The following is a 19,071-nucleotide window of genomic DNA, read 5'->3' on the forward strand; positions in this document are numbered from 1 at the left end:
CGCATCAGTAGATGGCGTCGGTGAGGTCCTTCTCCCTCAACATGCGCCGCTTCCAGGTGGCAACCTGGGGCACCACGTAGGGCAGCAGGCGGAGGGAGTAATAGGGGGGCAGGATGGGAACCCCCAGGAGATCCCCCATGGTGATGAGGATGAAAAGGTGCTCCATGCTGGAGCGCGTCTTGAGGGCGAAGCGGGCCATGTCGTGGGCGGCCATGCCGTAGATGAACTCCTTGACCGCGGACCCCACCGTCTCGCGGGGGGCCTGCTCCCCGCCGCCGGCCTTCCCGGCCGCAGCATCAGGTTGGCTCCCCTCCGATCCAGCCTGGCCCGGGCCGGCCGCCCCCGGGCCCGCACCTCGTTTCCAGAAGCGCATGGATTATCCCCTTTCCCGGAGGCGGGACCGGGGGTTGCCCTCCGGCGGCCCCACACCGATCGACCGCGGGGGCACCCCCGGCTCCCGCCCACGAAGACTAGTCGGCGGTGCTGGCGGTCTGCCCCGCCTGCGCCCCGGCTGCGGCAGGACGGCTGGTGAAGAACACGCGCAGGCCATCCACCACCAGCACCAGGGCCGCCAGCACCAGCAGGAAGGCGATCACGCCCGAGATGTAGTTACCGCCCACCGCCACAGCCACGGTCTGCCCCGCCGGAGGCTTGATCTTCCCCGCCAGGAGCAAAGCCGGGGCCTTGAACAGCTTGATCCCCGTCATGAGCAGGGCGACGACCGTGGTTATGAACATGAAGAGCATAGGCCAGAAAGTGAAGTGCCAGTTGCGCCCCGACTGCTTCAGCCAGATGGAGACCAGCATGAGGGCCAGGGCGGCCATGAGCTGGTTGGAGCCGCCGAACAGGGTCCAGATATACTGCCACGTCCCGGTGGCGATCAGGGCCCAGCAGATGATGGCAACCAGGGCCGCGGTCACGTACATGTTGCGCATCACGGGGACATAGTCGCCCAGCAGCTCCGTGGTGGAGAGGCGCGCCACCCGCAGGACCAGCTGCATGACGGTGATGGCCAGGATCACGTACATGGCGCCGGCAAATGCCTTGCCGAACTCCGGGGAGATGCCCAGGAAGCTGAGCAGGCCCGACATGCCGGTGGCGAAGATGAAGGCGGGACCCTTGCCCAGGGCCTCCTTGTAGCCGGCGAAGCTGGCGAAGGTGGCGGCGGCGATAATGATGGACAGGACGGCCAGCACCATCTCCGAGATCATGGACCCGGCCCCCACGTAGCGGGCATCGATTTCCTTCTCCAGCTGGCGGGCGCTGCCCGAGCTGGACACCAGGCTGTGCCATCCCGAGATGGCACCACAGGCCACGGTGACGAACAGAAGCGGCCAGATGGACCCCAGAGGGATGGTCCACTGGGTGAACGCCGGGATCGTGAAGCTGGGATGCCCCACCAGGACGCCGATGCCGGCCCCGATCATCCCCAGGAACACCAGGTAGAACGAGATGTAGTTGATGGGCTGGCCATACAGCCAGATGGGCAGCACCGCACCGGCGTACGAGAATGCCAGCGCGAACAGAACCCAGGCCACGGGCGATGCCTTGACGGGAAGGCTGGTGCCCAGCCAGATGGCCAGCAGGGCCAGCACCACCATGCCCAGCGTGGTGTACAGGATGTCGGCATGCTTGCGGTAGATCAGGTAGCCGGCCCCCAACCCGACGATCACCAGGGCCACGATGGCCACCGGCACGGAGGGCACGGCCGCCATCATGTCGCCCACGATCTTCCCGAAGGCTGCCACGATGAGGATCAGGTAGAAGAAAATGAAGGCCAGGAGGGTGATGCGGCCCCGGGGAGAAATGAGGCGGTAGCTCAGGGCGCCGAAAGTCTGCCCCTCGTTGCGCACCCCGATCATGACGCTGGTGTAGTCCTGGACCCAACCGATGAGCATGGTCCCGAAGATCACCCAGAGGAAGGCAGGTAACCATCCCCATTGCATGGCTATGATGGGACCGGTGACCGGGCCCAGGGCGGCGATGGATTTGAACTGGTAACCGAAGAGGACGTGCCTGCTGGTGGGCATGAAGTCGACCCCGTCCATGTAAAGCCGGGCCGGGGTAGCCTTGCGGGGGTCAGCCTGGATGATGCGCTGGTCGACGTAGCGAGCGTAGACGTAGTACGTGAACAGACCTGCCGCCAGGGACAGAATGAGCGCAAGCGCACTGTTCACCGTTTACCCGCTCCTTTCTACTGATTTCCGGCTGCCCAACCTGCTTTCTTCACTCCTGCTGTTCATTACCACCCCCCGTCCAGAGTTTACAGTACAGTCATACTCCTCTCAAGGGCAAGGGAATGAGCAACACAGGGCGGGCACGAATGACACGGGAACGAACCTGAACGCTGCCTGCTCAGATCCCCAGGGCGGTGCGGACGGGAACGATGTACGTCCGTCCCACCGGCACCCGGACCCTGGCGCCGTCCTCGAGGGTGAGTATGACCGACCCGCTGACCCAGGGAGACACTTCTACCACCCGGTGAAGGTTCACAATGTAACTCCGGTGCACCCGCATGAACTGGGGAGGCAGCCGTCCCTCCAGCTCCTGCAGGCTGAGGCGGGACACGTATTCCTGGCCACAGGCGCGGACCAGGCAGTGCTTGCCCCGGGCGCGCACGTACACGAGGGACTCGGGACGCAGGAAGCGAATGCACCCATCTCCGAGGACGGGGATGGGAACGGGGTTACGCGCCCGGAGGCGTATCAGCAACCGTTCCCGCGTGCGCAGCAGGGAGCGCAGCACCTGTTGGGGCTCAAAGGGCTTCAATATGTAGTCCGCGGCACCCACCCCGAAGGCCTGCACGGCGTAGCTCTCGTAGGCGGTGGCGAACACCACCGCCGGAGGCCGGCCCAGCTGCCCCAGGGTGCTGGCCAGGTCCATGCCGCTCAGACCGGGCATGCGCACATCCAGGTACACCACGTCGGGACGGCAGCGCACGATGGCGGCCAGGGCCTCCTGAGCGGAGGCCGCCTCCGCCACCACTTCCGCCAGCCCCGTCTCCTCCAGCAGGTGGCGCAACTCCCCCCGGGCCGGGGGCTCGTCGTCAGCTACCACCACCCGCAGCCTGGAGTGAGCCATCCTCCCACTTCCCCGCCCCACGGGCGTCTACGGACGAAAGGGGGATGACCAGCGTTACCGCCGTACCCTTCCCCGGCCGACTCTTCACCTCAAACCCGAACTCCGAACCGTAGCACGCAGCCAGCCGCTCCCGCAGGTTCCTGAGCCCGACGCCGCAGTGCTCTCCTGGCCCCCGGTCGCCCGCACCATCCGGTGCCACCCCGGCATCCGCTGCCGCCCCGGCATCCGGTCCCCCCCTGCGGGGAGCCACCGGTGACGCCGCCAGGAAGCCGACCCCGTCGTCCCGCACGCTGAGGCGCAGCCGGCCACCGGCCCGCTCACCCTTGATCCAGACGGTACCCCGCCCGCCCCGGGGCCAGAGACCATGCTGCAAGGCGTTGTCCACCAGGGGCTGCAGGCTGAAGGAAGGGACGGGCACGCCCAGCACCTCCGGCGACACCTGCTTCACCACCCGCAGGTTGTTCCCGAAGCGCGCCCTCTCTATAGCCAGGAAAGCGTCCAGGTATTCCAACTCCCGGGCCAGGGGTACCAGGTCGGCTTCCTCGCTCAGGGTGCGGCGCAAGAATGCCGCTATGTCGAGCAACAACCGCCGGGCGGCCTCGGGTTCGGACCGGCAGTAATGCACCACCGTGTTGAGGGCGTTGAAAAGAAAGTGGGGGTTGACCTGAGCGCGCAGGGCTCGCAGGCAGTCCCGGGTGGCCAGGGCCGCCCGTCGCTCCATGTATCCCAGTTCGAGCTGGACGGAAAACAGGGCCGCCAGCCCGCGGGCCAGGGCCACTTCCGTCCGAGCGGGCTCCCCGGGGGAAGATCCGTACAGGCGTATCCACCCCGCTGGCTCCCGGCCGCAGTGGAGATCGGCGTCGACCCGTCGCACCCCCGGCCTGACCTCGCCCGCGCTCCCCAGGGCGACGCCGTCGCGACCGATCTCCACAGCGCTCGCGCCGGTGTGCGCGACGATGAGGGCCGCCACCGCCCCGGCACTGCTCTGGTCCAATCCTCTCCTCAAGTAAGGCAGAGTGAGGCCGGCGACCTCAAGCACCCGATGGGTCTGGCTGGCCTGGGCCTTCTCCTCTTCTGCCCGCACTCCCTCCAGCATGGCCAGGAAAATGGCCACTCCCAGGGAGTTCACCAGGATCATGGGAGCGGCGATCACCCGCACCAGCGCCACGGCTTCGGGCAGGGGGCGGGAGAACAGCACCACCATACCCATATGCAGGCTCTCGCCCGCCAGGCCGACCAGCCAGCCCATCCAGGGCCGCAGTCGCCAGGAATCCCGGCGGCGGTCGATGGCCGCCCTCACCAGCCCGGCCAGGAGACCTTCCACGGTGGTGGCGCCTCCGCAGGCCAGGCAGGTGAAACCCCCCAGGGCATACCGGTGCAGCCCGGCGATGGCGCCCGCCCCCAGCCCCACCCAGGGCCCGCCCAGGAGTCCGGCCACCGCGGCCGCCACCACCCGGTGGTTGGCAATGGCACCCAGCACCGGGACTCCCGAGTAAGTGCCCATGATCCCCAACATGCCGAAAATGAAGGCGAGGGCCACCTTCTCCCGCCGGTCGGCGCACGACACCACCAGCCGCCGGAAGGGCCGCCACCTGCTAAAAACAAACGCCACCGTGGCGATCACGCACATGCGGATCGCCATCTGCCCCATCAACCCGGAAACCGGCAAGCGCCCACCCCTGCAACATTACGGCAGGCACCGCCCGGTCTCCTGCCACCCGGCCCCGGACTACGCACCCACTTCCCGCCATACTCTTGCGGGGCGGTCTTCCCGCAGCCTTTACGAGGGGCAGCTGCCTCTCTCGCGCAGGGCTTCCAGCAGGCGCCGAAAGTCCGCGGGGGGATCGGCGGTGAGGTCGACGGGGTCGCCCGTCCTGGGGTGGCGGAACTGGAGGCGCCAGGCGTGCAGGGCCTGACCGGCGGGGAGGGGAAGGTGGGCCGGGCAGGCCCGCTGACCCCCGTACAGGCGGTCCCCCAGCACGGGATGACCGAGGTGGGCCATGTGCACGCGCACCTGATGGGTCCGCCCGGTCACCAGAAGGGCCTCCAGCATGGTGGCCCCGCCGAAACGCTCTTGCACGCGCCACCTGGTGAGGGCGGGACGTCCCGTCCTCACCACCGCCATGCGCTGGCGGTGCACGGGATGGCGGCCCACCGGCGCGTCGACTTCCCCCTCGTCGCCGGGGATGTCTCCCGCGACCACCGCCAGGTAGCGGCGGGCCAGCCGCCGGTCCTTGAGTTGGGCCTGGAGGGCAGTGAGCGTCTCCTGGTTTTTGGCCACCACCAGCAGACCGGTGGTATCCTTGTCGAGGCGGTGCACGATGCCGGGCCGAATGACGTCCCCCACCGCTCCCAGATCGGGGCAGCGTTTCAACACCGCGTTTACCAGCGTGCCCCGGGGGTTTCCCGCTCCCGGGTGCACCACCAGTCCCCGAGGCTTGTTCACCACGAGCAGGTCGGTGTCCTCATACACGATGTCCAGGGGGATCTCCTCCGGCTCCAGGCGCGAAGGCTCGGGGTCGGGCACCACCACCTCCACCATCTGACCCGGCTCCACCCCGAAGGCAGGCTTGCAGGGGGTGCCGTCCACAGTGACCAGTCCTTCGGCAATCAGGCGGTGCAGGCGGGATCGGCTGAGGCCCAGTTCATCCAACCCGGCCAGGAAGCGGTCCAGCCTCCCCCTGGCGTCCGCCGGCACCACGATGGCGAACCTGCGCAACTCAACGCCCCCTGCTGCGCCACTCAAACTGCCCCCGGTCCCGTGCCTCGGCCTGCGCGCCCCGCACCAGAGACAGGATGAGGAGGCCCGCCCCGGCTACAATGAAGGTGTCGGCCAGGTTGAACACGGGCCACACGCGAAAGTCCAGGAAATCGGTCACCAGCCCGGTGCTCATCCGGTCAAGGAGATTCCCCAGCGCCCCTCCCACCACCAGCCCGCCTGCCACCGGCGCCAGCCGGTGCTGCCCGGCCAGGGCCGGCACCGCCCAAAGGGCCACCAGGGTGACGACCGCCGGCAACACCACCAGCAACCCGTCCCATCCGGGAAGCAGCCCGAAGGCTGCTCCCGGGTTGCGCACGTAAGTGAGGTGGAACACGCCCGGCCACACCGGCAGCGACTCCCCCGGCGCCATGGCGCGGGCCACCACCAGCTTGCTCACCCGGTCGAGCGTGAGCGCCACTGCCCCCCAGACGGCCATGCCGGCCAGGGCTCTCCTCCGCACCCCCTGTCTCTCCCCCCGTCCGCGACCGGAAGTCCTCATCAGGCCAAAGCATAGCACAACGGCCCCGACGTGGACAGCAGCCGCCATGCCAGCGCCGCACTCCCGGCCGCGTGTGGTAGCCGCGGAAGCGTTGCGTCGGCAGGGCTCAGCGGGGACGCTGGCCCCGGTAGCGGGGCCGGCCCGGAGCGCGCCGGCGGGTGGCGTCGTAATCCGCCATGCTGGGGTCATCCTGCGGCCCCTGGGAAGTCCCGTACTGGGCCACGTCCTCCCACGCATCCTCGGCGTCGTACATGGACCCCTGGCGCCGGAGCCCGCGCAGGTGCCCGTAGTGAGCCGATATCACTTCCTCCTCGGGCGGCCGCCCGGGATGCTGGCGGAACTCGCGGGCCGCACGCCCCCTTTCCTCCTGATCCCGCTGGCATTCTACGCACAGGGTGGCCCAGGGGACGGCCTCCAGCCTTTCCCGGGAGATATCCCGGCCGCACCCGGCACATTCGCCGTAGGTGCCCACCTCCATGCGGCGCTGAGCCTCTTCGATCTCGTGCAGCAGGAAACGGGCATTGTCGGTCAGGCCCAGGTCCTTCTCCCGTTCGAAGGTCTCCGAAGCCACGTCGGCCGGGTGGTTGTCGTAGACGGCCATCTCACCGATGGACGCGCCCAGGGGGTCCCGCAGGCCCTGGTGCAGGTTGTTAAGGCCTTCCCGGGCACGCTTCCGCTCCTCGTCCAGGCGGGCGCGGAATCGGTCCAGGTCCCGATCATTGAGGGGAGACATGAGATTCACCTCCGGGCAGGGAAACAGGGTCAGTGGGGTGCCCGCAACTCCATCTCCACGATGCGCACCAGCTGGGCTATCCAGGACCCGATCACGGGCATGTTCACCAGGAAGCTGGAGCGCAGGAACCAGATCACCACCGCCCCCAGGATGGTGAACCCGATGGCCATCCCGAACCCCCGCGCCAGGCCCGCCAGCAGGTTCAGGTAAACCAGCCGGCCCGGACGCTGCAGGAGCTCCAGGTACTCGGCCAGGCGGGCCTTCTGGAGGGCCAGCAGCAACTCTCGCAGGCGGTGCTCGAGGGCCGCCAGGTCCGACCGATCGGGGCCGCCACCTCCGCCGGGCATCCTTTCACCGCCCTCCCTATTGTCTCCCTGTCTCCGGGGAGCCTACCAGACGGCGCAGGGCAATCGGGCGACCGTTTCCCGCCGTTCGCGGTGCCGGGGCGCCGGTCAGTGCCGCTGGCGGTGCCAGTGCAGCGGTTACTGTCGTTCGCATGCTACCTCCCCGCCGACGACCACCAGGAGGGGCCGCACGTCCTTGAGCTCCATGGGATCGATGGTGAAGGGATCGGCGTCCCACACTACCAGGTCAGCGAGCTTCCCGGGAGCGATCGTCCCCTTCTCGCCCTCTTCGCCCACGGCCCAGGCCGCCCCCACCGTGAATCCCCGGATGGCCTCCTCCACCGTCAGCCTCTGCACCGGGTACCAGCCTCCGGGCGGCTCGCCCTCGGTGTCGCACCGGGTGACCGCCGCGTACACGCCGAGCATGGGCGCGATGGGCTCCACCGGACAGTCGCTGCCGAACGCCGCCGGGATGCCGTGATCCAGGAAAGAACGCCAGGCATAGGACAGGGGTGCCCTGGCCGGCCCCAGGCGCTTTCCGGCGAAGCGCTGGTCGCTGGAGACGAAGCGGGGCTGCAGGTCCGCCACCGCCCCGCAGGCCTTCATGCGCGGGAACAGGTCCGCACGCATGACCTGACAGTGCACCAGCCGCGGGCGGGCCGAGGCACCGGCACCGGCCCTGCGCGGGCCCATCCCGGCATCATGTTGGCCCATCCCATCACGGCCGTGACCGCCATGGGCCTGGCGGTGACCGGTCCCCTCGAGGGCGTCCAGAGCCACCTCGATGGCCCGGTCGCCGATGGCGTGAATGGCCACCTGGATAGCGCCATCCCTCGCCTGGGCAACGGCGCGCGCCAGATCGGCCGGATCTACGGTGAGGATGCCCCGGGAGCGGGGGTTGTCCGCATACGGCTCGGAAAGGGCGGCCGTTCCCCCTCCCAGGGAACCGTCGGCGAAGAACTTGGCCGCGCCCACCCGGAACCACTCGTCGCCCTGCCCGGACTTCCACCCCCGCTCGCGCACCTGGCCCAGCAGATCGGCCGGGAAATCCCACCACACCCGCAGCCGCATCCCCAGCTCGAAAGCCCGCCGGTATGCAGCCGGGACGAAATCAAGCCCGTGGCCGAAGTCGCCATCGTTGGAATGGACCGAGGTTATCCCCGTGGCCACGGCATGGCGGGCACCGGCCAGCAGAGCCTGGGCCAGCTCCTCCACCCCGGGGGCAGGAACCCGCGCACGCACCAGGTCCACGGCGTCTTCCCGCAGCACCCCGGTGGGCTCGCCCCCGTCGTCGCGGTCTATGACCCCCCCCGCCGGGTCGGGCGTCTCCCGGGAAACCCCCGCGGCCTGCAGGGCCCTGCTGCTGGCCACCGCCACGTGCCCGCACACCCTGGTCAGGAGCACCGGATGCTCCGGAGCCGCCGCATCCAGGTGATGGCGGGACGGCAATACGCCCAGCAGCTCCTGGTCCCAGCCTCGTCCCAGCACCCACGTCCCCGCCTGCTGGCGGGCGGCCCGGGACCGGACCAGATCCTTCAGGACATCCACCGAGCGAGCTCCCACCAGATCTATGTACCCCAGGCCCAGACCCAGCCAGGAAAGATGCATGTGACTGTCGACGAACCCGGGGGTCACCCTGCTGCCCGCCAGGTCTAACACCCGCGACCGCGATCCCGCCAGCGCGGCCACCTCGCGGTCGGACCCCACGGCCAAGATGCGCCCCTCCCTGCAGGCAACCGCTGAGCAAGCCGGCCGGGTCGGGTCGAAAGTGCTGACCCGGCCTCCCAAAAGCACGAGATCCGCCTGCACTCTCACTCCCCCCTCCGACCCTGGGACTTCTGTCCCCGGTGTCCCTTTTCCTACCGTCCGGAGTCCCGGCCCGTACGGACGGCACCCGCCCGGCGCGGTCTCGCCCTGCGGTGGCATTGCGGCAGACGGGCGGAAGGGACAGCCAGGTTGATACATGAAAGGGAGGCCGGGCCGGAAAAATAAGGGCGGGAGGTGAGGCAATTGGCCCTTTCCGGAGTGAGGTGCACGGTGGATAGCTGCCAGTTCTGGACAGCTCCCAACCACTGCGATGCCCCCAAGATCGAGGTGGACATCAACCACACCGGCCTCGGCGGCGAGGCAGGAGCCGGCCGCGGTGCCGGCGCCCGGGCAGCCGGCATGGAGATCGGTGAGGTAGGTGTATACCGGCGGGGAGCAGTGGAGCGCGAGGGCGCCTACGAGATGGGTGATCTGGACATAGGCGGGGCAGCCCGGGGCGTGGAACCGGCGGGAAGGCCCACAGCCCGCAAGTCCGAGCATACCTGCTGCCGGACCTTCCGCCCCCACAGCTGACCAGGGACGGTTCGACCGCACCTGCAGCACCACCCGCCCGTGCGGATGGTGCTGCAGGCCGGGAAGGAAATGGCCGCTGCGTGTCTCCCACGGTCAGGGTTGCCGTCGCAGGCCGGGTGTGATAAATTGCGGGTTAGTCCGGCGACGGACCAAACCTTACCGCGTTGGGGGAATGACGTTGACGGCCTCTCCTCTTTTTGGGTTCCTGGCCGGGGAAGGGAGGCATGACGCCCCTTGGCTCCCCTTCCCTTCGTCCTGACCATCTTCGCTGCCTCGGTGGCAGCCGGCCTGTTGGGTTCCCTGCTCGGCCTGGGAGGAGGCATCATCGTGGTGCCCACCCTCACCCTGCTCCTGGGCATAGACCTCAAGTTCGCCACCGGCGCCAGTATCGTCTCCGTCATCGCCACCTCCAGCGGGGCGGCAGCGGCCTATGTGCGCGACCGCATTACCAACATGCGGGTGGGGATGTTCCTGGAGGTGGCGACCACCAGCGGCGCCCTGGTGGGCGCCTTCCTGGTGGGAATCGTGGCGCCCCGCTTCCTCTACCTGCTGTTCGCCCTCATGCTGGGCTGGTCAGCAGTGAACATGGTGGGGCGCCGGCGGGTAGAGATTCCCGAACCGGCCTCCCCCGACCGCTTCTCCCGGCGCCTGAGTCTCGCGGGCTCGTACTACGACGCTGCTCTCGAGCGGCAAATACAGTATCGGGCCGGTGCCATCCCTTTCGGATTCGGCATCAGCTTCATTGCCGGTCTGGTGTCGGGGCTGCTGGGCATCGGCGGCGGCGTGCTCAAGGTGGTGGCCATGGAATCGGGCATGCGCCTGCCCCTTAAGGTGTCCACCGCCACTTCCAACTTCATGATCGGGGTAACCGCCGCCGCCAGTGCAGGCGTCTACTTCGCTCGCGGCCAGATCAACCCTCTCATCGCCGCCCCCGTGGCCCTGGGCGTGCTGACCGGTGCCACTCTGGGGGCGAGGGTCATGACGCGCATCCGTTCACGCACCCTCCGGTTCATATTCGTTCCCGTACTCCTCTATACCGCCCTGCAGATGCTGGGGCGTGGACTGGGGGTGTATATCCCGTGAGCGACGGCCATAGTGCCCCGAGGGTCGTCAACATGGAGGTATTCATCAGCCGGGTGCTGCGCACGGGCGTGCTGCTGAGCGCCGGCATCATCGCCGTGGGGCTGGTCCTGCTGTTCGCCACCGGCCGGACCGGGTACACGCCGGGGCCCCTGGACACGGCCACCCTCACCCATTGGGGATCCCGCCACCTCTTCCCCACCGGCATGGCAGAGGTGGTCACGGGGGTGCTGGCCCTGCGCCCCTTTGCCATCATCGCGCTGGGCCTGCTGGTGCTCATCGCCACGCCCGTGATACGGGTGGCTGCCTCGGTGGTCGCCTTCCTGTTCGAGGGTGATACCCTCTACGTGTTTATAACCCTGTATGTGTTGACGATACTGATCGTCAGCTTCCTCCTGGGCCGGGCGGGCGGTTAGCCCCCGCGGAACTCGGTGCTGGGCCTGAAACCTGCATACGCCGCCGCCGCCTCCCCCAGGGCCCGGAGGGCGCCTTTCCCGTCGGCGGGACGGTCCATCTCGGCCAGGCACTCGGCCATGGCCTGCACGGCCCGCTCCAGTTCGGCGACGGTTACGTTACCCATGTGCCCCACCCGGAAAGCCTTCCCGGCCAGGGGTCCCAGGGCCCCGGCCACGGTTATGCCCCGGGCGGCCATGAGGCGCCGGAAGGTGGCGTCGTCGAGCCCCTCAGGGTAGACCACCGTGGTGGTGGTGGACGCGGCTGCTTCCTCCACCGGCAGGGGCGTCAGGCCCAGGGCCCGCAGCGCCGCCCGCATCCCCCGCCCGTAGGCCAGGTGCCGCCCGTACCGCCGGGTGAGACCCTCCCGGAAAATGATGTCCAGGGCCACGTCCATGGCAAACACCATGTTTACGGCCGGGGTGGCGAAGTAGCGGCTGGGCTCCTCCATCACCGGGCGCCAGTTGGCAATGTCGGAGTAGTAGGCGGGAACGCGGCTCATGCGGGCCCGCGCCTCAAGGGCCCGCGGCCCGAAGCCCACCAGCGCCAGCCCGGGAGGTACCCCCAGGGCCTTCTGCGAACCGGTGAGCACCACGTCGATGCCGTACTTCTCCATGTCTTCATCGATACCACCGGTGGCACACACGCCATCCAGGATGAATAGTGCGCCGGCCTCCCGGATGACCGGGCCCACAGCGGCTATGTCCGCCACCACCCCGGTGGAGGTATCCACATGCGTGATGGTGACGGCCCGGTAAGACTGCTGCCCCAGCTGGGCGCCGATCTCCTCCACCGGCACCCGCTTGCCCCACCCGGCCCGGAGAACGTCCACCTCGATGCCGAAGGCCCGGGCCAGGGGGACGAAGCGGTCCCCGAAGTATCCGTGGGAAACCACCAGCACCCGTTCCCCCGGCGCCAGGGTGTTCACCAGGGCCATCTCCATGGAAAGGGTACCCGTCCCCGCCACCACGTACGCCTCCCGCGCCCCCATGATCTGGCGCACGCGGGAGATGACACACCGGAAGACCTCCACGAAGCGGGGATCGGTGTGAGCCAGTACCGGCCGGGCCAGGCCCTCCAGGACCTCGTCCACCACCGGCGTGGGTCCGGGGATCAAAACCAGCGTATCGCTTTTCACCACACGACCCCTCCCCCGATCAGCGCTTCTTCTTTTTTCTGCGCGACCGCTTCTTGCCGCCCGCCGGACGCGCGGCGCGCGCCCCAGTCCCCGGTCGGGCAGTGCGCGCGTCCTCCGGCATCACCGCCTCGCGCGCGTCCTCCGCGGCCGGCACCTCGCGCCCTTCCCCTGCAACGCGCGCTCCGGCGGTCCGCCCTCTCTGGCGCGGCCCGGCGGCACCCTCGGCCGGTGCCGGCCGGGACAGGGTCCGGGCGGGGGCGGCGCGGGGGGCCGGAGCCGGACGCAGGCGGTCCCGCTCGCCGGGCCGCAGGCGGGTCGCCTCCGCCGCGCGGCGCCGGGACCGCTCTTCCCACTCCCGCCACCAGACCCAGATAGGACTGGCGATGAAGATGGACGAGTAGGTGCCGCTGATGACACCGATGGCCAGGGCCAGGGCGAAATCCCTGGTGGTCTTGCCGCCAAACAGCAGCACCGCCATCACGGCGAAGAAGACCGTAAGCGAGGTCTTGATGGAGCGGCCCACCACCTGATTGATGCTCAGGTTGGCCACCTCGGCGTAGCTCTGTCCGCGCTGCCTCAGCTTCAGGTTCTCCCGGATACGGTCGAACACCACCACCGTGTCCATGACGGAATAACCCACGATGGTGAGCACGGCCGCCACAAAGGGGGCCCCCACCTCCACCCGGAAGAGGGCAAAGGCTCCCAGCACGATCACGGCGTCGTGGAACAGGGCCAGTACCGCCGCCACCCCGAAGCGGTACTCGAACCGGAAGGCGAGGTAGATCAGGATACCCACCAGAGCGATGAGCACCGCCAGCACCGCCTGCATGATCAGGTTGCGGGCGATCACCCCGTGGACATCCTCGGCGCGCAGGACGGTGGCCTTGCCAAACTCCTTCTCAAGGGCCCCCAGCAGCGCGTTCCGCGCCTCCACACTCAAAGAGCGGGTGCGGATGAGCACCAGCCGGGGATCGGCCTGGTCCTGCTGGATGATGGCCTCTCCCAGGCCCTGCCCCAACACCACGTTCCGCACCCGGCCCAGCTCGACGGGCTGGTCGAACCGCACATCCAGGATGGTGCCCCCGGTGAAGTCGATGCCGAAGTTCAGGGCCCCACGCCCGGTGGCCATACCCATAACCATGGAGGCGATGCCGATCACGATGAGGGCGAGGGAGATGCTTACCCAGAGCTTCGCCCGGCCGATGAAGTCGACGTGGTACAAGCCCCTCACCCCCTGACGCCCCACACGGCCCTGACCTTGCCGAACAGGGCGGAATCCATCACCAGCCGCAGCAGGTACCTGGTTATGAACACGCCGGTGATGATTGTGGTCACCACACCTATCAGCAGGGTAACCGCGAATCCCCGGATGGGCCCAGTCCCGAAGTAGTAGAGCACGATGGCGGCGATGATGGTGGTGGCGTTGGAGTCAATGATGGTGCGCAAAGAGTGGGAGAAACCGGAGTCTATGGCGGACCGGGCCGTGCGCCCGGTGCGCAGCTCCTCCCGCACCCGTTCGAAGATGATGATGTTGGCGTCCACCGCCATCCCCATGCCCAGCAGCACACCGGCGATGCCGGGCAGAGTCAGGGTGGCGTTGAGGGTGACCATCGCCCCCATGAAGAGGAGGCCGTATATCCCCAGGGCGAAGGCCGCCACCAGCCCCGGGACCCGGTAGTGCGCGATCAGGAAGATGAGGATGAGCCCGATCGCTATGGCCACCGCCACCTTCGAGCGGGCGATGGAATCGGAGCCCAGGGTGGCGGACACGGTGCGGTTTTCCACGATCTGGAGCTTCACGGGCAGCGCGCCGGAGGTGAGCACCGCCGCCACCCGCTTGGCCTCGTCGTACGTCTCGTAACCCCTGATGATGGCCTCTCCCGTGGGGATGGGTTCCTGGACGACGGGCGACTGTACCAGCTCCTCGTCGAGATAGATAGAGATCTGCTGCCCCACGTACTTGGTGGTGGCCTCGGCGAACCGCCGGGCACCGTCGCCCTTGAACTTGAGCGCTACCACGTACTCCCCGCCCGGACCGATCTGGGCATCCGCCGACAGGAGGTCGTCACCGGTAACCACGGTCTTGCCCTCGGGATCCTTGAACGTGAGCACGGCTGTGCGGCCGATGAGGGCGATGGCCTGGTCGGGGTCTTTGATGCCGGGAAGCTCCACGATGATCCGCCGCGCCCCCTGCCTCTGGATGACGGGCTCCACCACGCCCATTCCGTTGACCCGGCGGCTGATCACGTCCACCACCTTGCGCATGCCGTCTTCGGTTACCGGCCGCTCCGGGGTGTCGACGCCCTCCATGACCACGTGGATGCCACCCTGCAGGTCGAGCCCCAGGTTCACCATGCCCAGCAAGGGCTGCACCCGGGTAAAATAAAAAGCGCCCGCGAGCACCAGGACGACCAGAGTGATCAGGGCCATGCGGGACCGGGCCGCCCCCCGCGTGCGCCGGTACCCCAGGATCCACCCCAGCACCACCAGGGCCGCCCCCAGCAGCGCAGCCGCCAGGTAGAGCGGCTCGGCGGCCAGGGCCTTAATCCAGGAAAACACGCACAGGAACCCCCCTTTTCGTCTCACCAGGGGGATTATATGGCCTGTCCCCCGGGGTGTCAACGCGACCGCAGCGGACACGCGACCGCAGCGGGCGAGCGCGGCGGGTGGGTGCGCACATCAGGCGATGGAGATGCCGTTGAACTCCAGCTCGAAGCGGCAACCCAGGAAGCGAGCCGCCCGCCGGCAGAGGAGCGTGCGGTCGAGGAATATCTCGAAGTAGTCCATCACCCCGCACACCTGGGTATCGATGGTGAGCTCCAGGCGCAGGGAGCGATGCACCGGGCCCACGCGCAGGAAGGATCGGGTCACGGCGTAGTTGACCCGGTCGTGGATGTCGAAGGTGGCCGGGTCGCGATTGCGCACCCGCGTGCGATGCACATCGGACTTGTCGGCCAGAATGAGGGCTGCCCCCACCGCGTTGGTGGGTTCTCCGTCCAGCTCATCATGGTTGCCGATGGCGGCCACGACGGCCGCCACCTCCCCCGGTGGCATCCCCATGTCGCTCAGTATCTGAGCGGAAAGCACGGCCCCCGTCTGCCAGTGACGGGGGCGGCCGGCCAGGTTCCCCACGTCGTGCAGGTATCCCGCTATTGCTGCCAGCTCCGCCGGTCGCTCGGCATGCCCCAGGTGGGTCAGGATATTGCGGGCGATGCTGGACACCAGACCGGCATGGCGCAGCCCGTGCTCGGTGTATCCCACCGCCTCGAGATACTCATCCACCGCCCGCAGGTATGCCTGCACCCGGCGGTCGGCCCTGACCGCGTCCAGGGTGACCGGCTGCGACATCCGCTTCTGTTCTCCGGGCAGGCGCCTGTCACCCGCCAGGGGCTCCTCAGCCGACAAAGGGCCCTCAGCCCCCTTTCCTCTGCTGTCCGCTGCCGGTCTCGCCGGCTTCCTCTCCTGCCGCATCCCCCGGCAGATCGCCTGCCGGCTCCCCTGGCAGGTCCGCGGGTAGATGCCGTGCCGGACCCTGCGTCCGGGCTGCGGAACCCGCACCGCCGTGCAGCACCCGGAGGTCGCCGGACCGTCGGGTGATCCGGACCGAATCCAGGTGCTCCAGCAGGGGGATGGCATACTTGCGGGTGGTCCCCAGCAAATCGCGAAACTGGGCTGCCGTCATGGCGCCGTGCTCGCGCAGGAACCCGGTGACCGCGTCCTGCAGCTCCCGGTAGGCGGAAGACGCCAGGTAAAGCTCCCCGCCGATGCGCACGACCTCCCCTTCCTGGGCCAGCGTCTCCAGCAGGTCGGCGGCGTGCTCCCTTTCCACACCCGTCCTGGCGACCTCCTCCACCAGTTCACCGGCAGTGGGCGGCGAGAACCGCCCTCCGGCCAGCTTCTCCAGCACCAGGCGCCGGGCGTGCGCCAGGACACCCGTGGTGGCAGGGCGGAAATCGAAAGCGCAGACCCGGTCTCCCGCCGCGCGTACCATCCCTTCCCTCTCCCACCGGAGGAGAAGCGCGGAAAAGGCGCGGGCGTCTCCGACTCCCAATCTCTGGCGCAACTCCCCCCGCGGCATGCCTGCGCGGGCGGGATACCGGGCATGGTAGCCGGCCAGCAACTCGGCCGCCCGCCGCCGCAGGGCTGACATGCGCGCCGCGGAAGCCCACCACTCCCCGGCGCCCCCCTCCTCCGGCCCCGATATCCTCTCGACCCGGCCCCCGACCAGCATTTCCTTCAGCGTGGCGGAAGCGTCGGCCGGGGCCAGACCCAGCCTGCTCACCAGGTCCTCCGCAGCGTGCAGGGGATCACCTTCTTCGAGGAGAGCCACCAGCTCTCCCGAAATCCCCCCTCCCTCGAGTTCGCGCAGGGATTCCAGGTGGGATGCCACATAGCGCCGGTGCCGGGAATGGGGGGCCAGGACGGTCCCCCCGCCCACGGTGCGGGGCGGAGACCAGAAACGGATGACGAAACGGTCTCCACGCGCCGCCGCCATCTCTTCCTCCAGGCGGAACCGGGCCAGGCAGCTGGTCCCCGGCGCCAGTTCCTCCCGGTCGAGCAGTACCACCCGGGCCGGTGCTTCTGCCGTGCCCAGGTGGAAGTGCACCCGGGTCCCCGACCGCAGTGAAGACGCACCATTCAGCAGTTCCAGCCGCGCCGCCAGTCGGGCCGTGGAAGAAAAGACGCCGGGGGCGCACACCACGTGCCCCCGCTCCACCTGCCGGTGCTCAAGGCCGGCCAGGTTGAGCGCCACCCGCTGCCCGGCCGTCCCTTCCTCGACCCGTTCCCCATGGACCTGGACCTGGCGCACCCGCGCCTCCCTGCCTCCCGGCAGCACCTCCACTGCATCCCCGATCCGTACCGTACCGCTCACCAGGGTCCCCGTCACCACGGTGCCGAATCCGGGGACAGTGAAAACGCGATCAACCGGCAGGCGCACCGGGCCGCGGGAGTCACGACCGGGCACCCGGCCCAGCAACCGATCGAGCTCTCCGAGCAGCGTATCCAGCCCCTGCCCCGTCACACTGGAGACGGGGACCACGGGGGAATCCGCCAGGAACGTTCCCGCCAGGTAATTGCGGACGTCCTCTTCCGCCATCTGGAGCCATTCGGGGTCCACCAGGTCCACCTTGGTGAGGGCCACCAGCCCGTGCCGCACTCCCAGCAGGGAGAGAATCTCCACGTGCTCCCGGGTCTGGGGCATGACGCCCTCGTCCGCCGCCACCACCAGGATCACCAGGTCCATACCCGCGGCGCCGGCTACCATGTGATGCACGAAGCGCTCGTGCCCGGGCACGTCCACCACCCCGGCCCGTCTTCCCGACGGCAGGCGCAGGGGGGCAAATCCCAGCTCGATGGATATCCCCCGCGCCCTTTCCTCCGGCAGACGGTCGGTGTCCACTCCCGTAAGGGCCCGGATGAGGGCCGTCTTGCCGTGGTCCACGTGTCCTGCTGTCCCTATTATGGCCCGTCCGCTTGCTGGCACCCGCACCCACCCCCCGCCTATATGGAGGCGGGACCTCCTTATCCCAGAATACCCACCCGCGCTAATGCCATGAAGAGCTACCACCACACCATGCTGCGATCCCTCCCCGGTCGCCGCTGTAATCTCGCGCGGAACTCCGCCCCGAAAGCTTCGCTGCACCCATACCGCACCCCTGCCCGGGGCGGGGCGTACCATGCCCGCAGGTGCCGCATCACCGCATGGCAGGTGCCCGGCGGGAACAGAGCGGCGCCGCGTCCGCGCAGGACCGGCGCCGGGAACCGGCGAATCTAACCCGGGTGGGAGTTTCCTTACTCCGGCGGAAGGGAGCGACGGCACCTTGCCTGCACGCACACGGAAGAGAGACCGGAGTGCCGGTCCCGCAGACTACGCATTCACCGTGGCCACCGTGGGCCTGGTGGGCTACGCCATGGGCCTGGCCCGGGGCTCCACCCTGCTGTACCTTTCCGGCGCCCTCCTCCTTGCCAGCCTCGCCACCCTTCTTCCCCAGGTCCGAGCATTCCGCGGGGTCGCCACCGCACTGCTGGGGGTGTGCCTCGGCCTCTATCTGGCCGGTCTGGTCACGCCCGCCGCGCTCCCCGCCTCCGTCGCCAACGCCCGCCCGGAAGTGGCGAACGCCGCATTCAAGGTCGTCTGGATCATGACGGCCGTGCTCGTGGCCCTCATCGCCGGCTGGAGGATGCGCGACCTGGGCGCACCCTGGGGCCGTGTCACTGCGGGCTGGTGGGTCCGGGGGATGGCCGTGGCGGCGGCAGTCCTCATCTTCTACCGCTATCTCTACCGCCCCCCCGCTCCCCTGGTGACCAACCTTCCCACGTACTGGCCGTATGCTGCCGGCATCTGCGTTTTCTTCGGGATATCCAACGGCCTGGCGGAAGAGTATCTCTTCCGGCGTCTCGCCCTGGTGCAACTGGTCGATTTCCTGGGGCCGACCTGGGGCCTGCTGTCCCAGGCCCTCCTTTACGGCCTCATCCACCTGGGACCAAGCTCGCGGCCGAGCGGACCGGCCGGAGCACTGGTCATGGCCGGGCTGGGATGGTTCCTGGGCAGGAGCGCGCACAGCACCAGGGGCCTGGCCCTGGCCGTCGCCGTCCACGCCATCATAGACACCTTCATCTTCTGGTGGAGTTGAAAGGCTG

17 protein-coding genes and 1 pseudogene are annotated in these 19,071 nt (G+C 68.8%); 4 read left to right on the forward strand and 14 right to left on the reverse strand.

Annotated elements, in window-relative coordinates:
• Positions 1-4: 4 nt before the first annotated feature.
• From QME70_09905 to QME70_09945, 9 genes are all read right to left on the reverse strand, one after another.
• On the reverse strand, positions 5-214 hold the full coding sequence (locus QME70_09905; protein MDI6894901.1) for a hypothetical protein: 210 nt from the start codon (positions 212-214) through the stop codon (positions 5-7).
• A 256-nt stretch (positions 215-470) separates the two neighbouring features.
• The gene (locus tag QME70_09910) at positions 471-2,177 is read right to left on the reverse strand and encodes a carbon starvation CstA family protein (GenBank protein ID MDI6894902.1); all 1,707 of its coding nucleotides are present in this window, start codon (positions 2,175-2,177) and stop codon (positions 471-473) included.
• A 178-nt stretch (positions 2,178-2,355) separates the two neighbouring features.
• Entirely contained in the window at positions 2,356-3,081 is a 726-nt protein-coding gene (locus tag QME70_09915) for a LytTR family DNA-binding domain-containing protein (GenBank protein MDI6894903.1), read from the reverse strand.
• A complete protein-coding gene (locus tag QME70_09920; GenBank protein ID MDI6894904.1) occupies positions 3,047-4,750 on the reverse strand; it encodes a LytS/YhcK type 5TM receptor domain-containing protein in 1,704 nt (567 codons plus the stop codon). Before QME70_09920 ends, QME70_09915 begins: the two co-directional genes overlap by 35 nt.
• A 111-nt stretch (positions 4,751-4,861) precedes the next feature.
• Positions 4,862-5,800, reverse strand: coding sequence for an RluA family pseudouridine synthase (locus QME70_09925; protein ID MDI6894905.1), 939 nt, complete (start codon positions 5,798-5,800; stop codon positions 4,862-4,864).
• A gap of 1 nt (position 5,801) precedes the next feature.
• Positions 5,802-6,302, reverse strand: a complete 501-nt coding sequence (lspA, locus tag QME70_09930; protein MDI6894906.1) for a signal peptidase II — start codon at positions 6,300-6,302, stop codon at positions 5,802-5,804.
• A 145-nt stretch (positions 6,303-6,447) separates the two neighbouring features.
• Positions 6,448-7,074 (reverse strand): TraR/DksA C4-type zinc finger protein, encoded by a 627-nt coding sequence (locus QME70_09935; GenBank protein MDI6894907.1) that lies wholly within the window; start codon positions 7,072-7,074, stop codon positions 6,448-6,450.
• Between the two features lie 29 nt (positions 7,075-7,103).
• Positions 7,104-7,421 carry a DUF5665 domain-containing protein gene (locus QME70_09940; GenBank protein MDI6894908.1) on the reverse strand — a complete coding sequence of 106 codons (318 nt, stop codon included), beginning with the start codon at positions 7,419-7,421 and terminating at the stop codon, positions 7,104-7,106.
• Between the two features lie 135 nt (positions 7,422-7,556).
• Positions 7,557-9,125, reverse strand: coding sequence for an amidohydrolase (locus QME70_09945; GenBank protein ID MDI6894909.1), 1,569 nt, complete (start codon positions 9,123-9,125; stop codon positions 7,557-7,559).
• Positions 9,126-9,428: 303 nt separating this feature from the next.
• Between QME70_09945 and QME70_09950 the strand changes: the two genes are divergently transcribed.
• The 3 genes from QME70_09950 (at position 9,429) to QME70_09960 (ending at position 11,254) form a co-directional block, all read left to right on the forward strand.
• Positions 9,429-9,758, forward strand: coding sequence for a DUF1540 domain-containing protein (locus tag QME70_09950; GenBank protein MDI6894910.1), 330 nt, complete (start codon positions 9,429-9,431; stop codon positions 9,756-9,758).
• A 234-nt stretch (positions 9,759-9,992) separates the two neighbouring features.
• Positions 9,993-10,841, forward strand: a complete 849-nt coding sequence (locus QME70_09955) for a sulfite exporter TauE/SafE family protein (GenBank protein MDI6894911.1) — start codon at positions 9,993-9,995, stop codon at positions 10,839-10,841.
• Positions 10,842-10,873: 32 nt separating this feature from the next.
• Positions 10,874-11,254 (forward strand): DUF1634 domain-containing protein, encoded by a 381-nt coding sequence (locus tag QME70_09960; protein ID MDI6894912.1) that lies wholly within the window; start codon positions 10,874-10,876, stop codon positions 11,252-11,254.
• Here QME70_09960 and QME70_09965 read toward each other — a convergent pair.
• The 5 genes and pseudogenes from QME70_09965 to selB all read right to left on the reverse strand — a co-directional run bounded on the left by QME70_09965 (position 11,251) and on the right by selB (position 17,914).
• Positions 11,251-12,429 carry an alanine--glyoxylate aminotransferase family protein gene (locus QME70_09965; GenBank protein ID MDI6894913.1) on the reverse strand — a complete coding sequence of 393 codons (1,179 nt, stop codon included), beginning with the start codon at positions 12,427-12,429 and terminating at the stop codon, positions 11,251-11,253. The two genes, QME70_09960 and QME70_09965, sit on opposite strands and share 4 nt — an antisense overlap.
• A gap of 340 nt (positions 12,430-12,769) precedes the next feature.
• Positions 12,770-13,651, reverse strand: a pseudogene (secF, locus tag QME70_09970) (protein translocase subunit SecF).
• 5 nt (positions 13,652-13,656) lie between these two features.
• On the reverse strand, positions 13,657-14,988 hold the full coding sequence (secD, locus tag QME70_09975) for a protein translocase subunit SecD (GenBank protein MDI6894914.1): 1,332 nt from the start codon (positions 14,986-14,988) through the stop codon (positions 13,657-13,659).
• A 120-nt stretch (positions 14,989-15,108) separates the two neighbouring features.
• Complete coding sequence (locus tag QME70_09980) at positions 15,109-15,777, reverse strand: HD domain-containing protein (GenBank protein ID MDI6894915.1); 669 nt, start codon at positions 15,775-15,777, stop codon at positions 15,109-15,111.
• A 64-nt stretch (positions 15,778-15,841) separates the two neighbouring features.
• The gene (gene selB / locus QME70_09985; protein ID MDI6894916.1) at positions 15,842-17,914 is read right to left on the reverse strand and encodes a selenocysteine-specific translation elongation factor; all 2,073 of its coding nucleotides are present in this window, start codon (positions 17,912-17,914) and stop codon (positions 15,842-15,844) included.
• Between the two features lie 337 nt (positions 17,915-18,251).
• Between selB and QME70_09990 the strand changes: the two genes are divergently transcribed.
• Positions 18,252-19,064: a CPBP family intramembrane metalloprotease gene (locus QME70_09990; protein ID MDI6894917.1), complete on the forward strand. Its 813-nt coding sequence runs from the start codon at positions 18,252-18,254 to the stop codon at positions 19,062-19,064.
• The last annotated feature ends 7 nt before the right edge of the window (positions 19,065-19,071 follow it).

It is taken from the genome of Bacillota bacterium (assembly GCA_030019365.1).
Lineage (GTDB): Bacteria > Bacillota > Sulfobacillia > JACIYH01 > JACIYH01 > JACIYH01.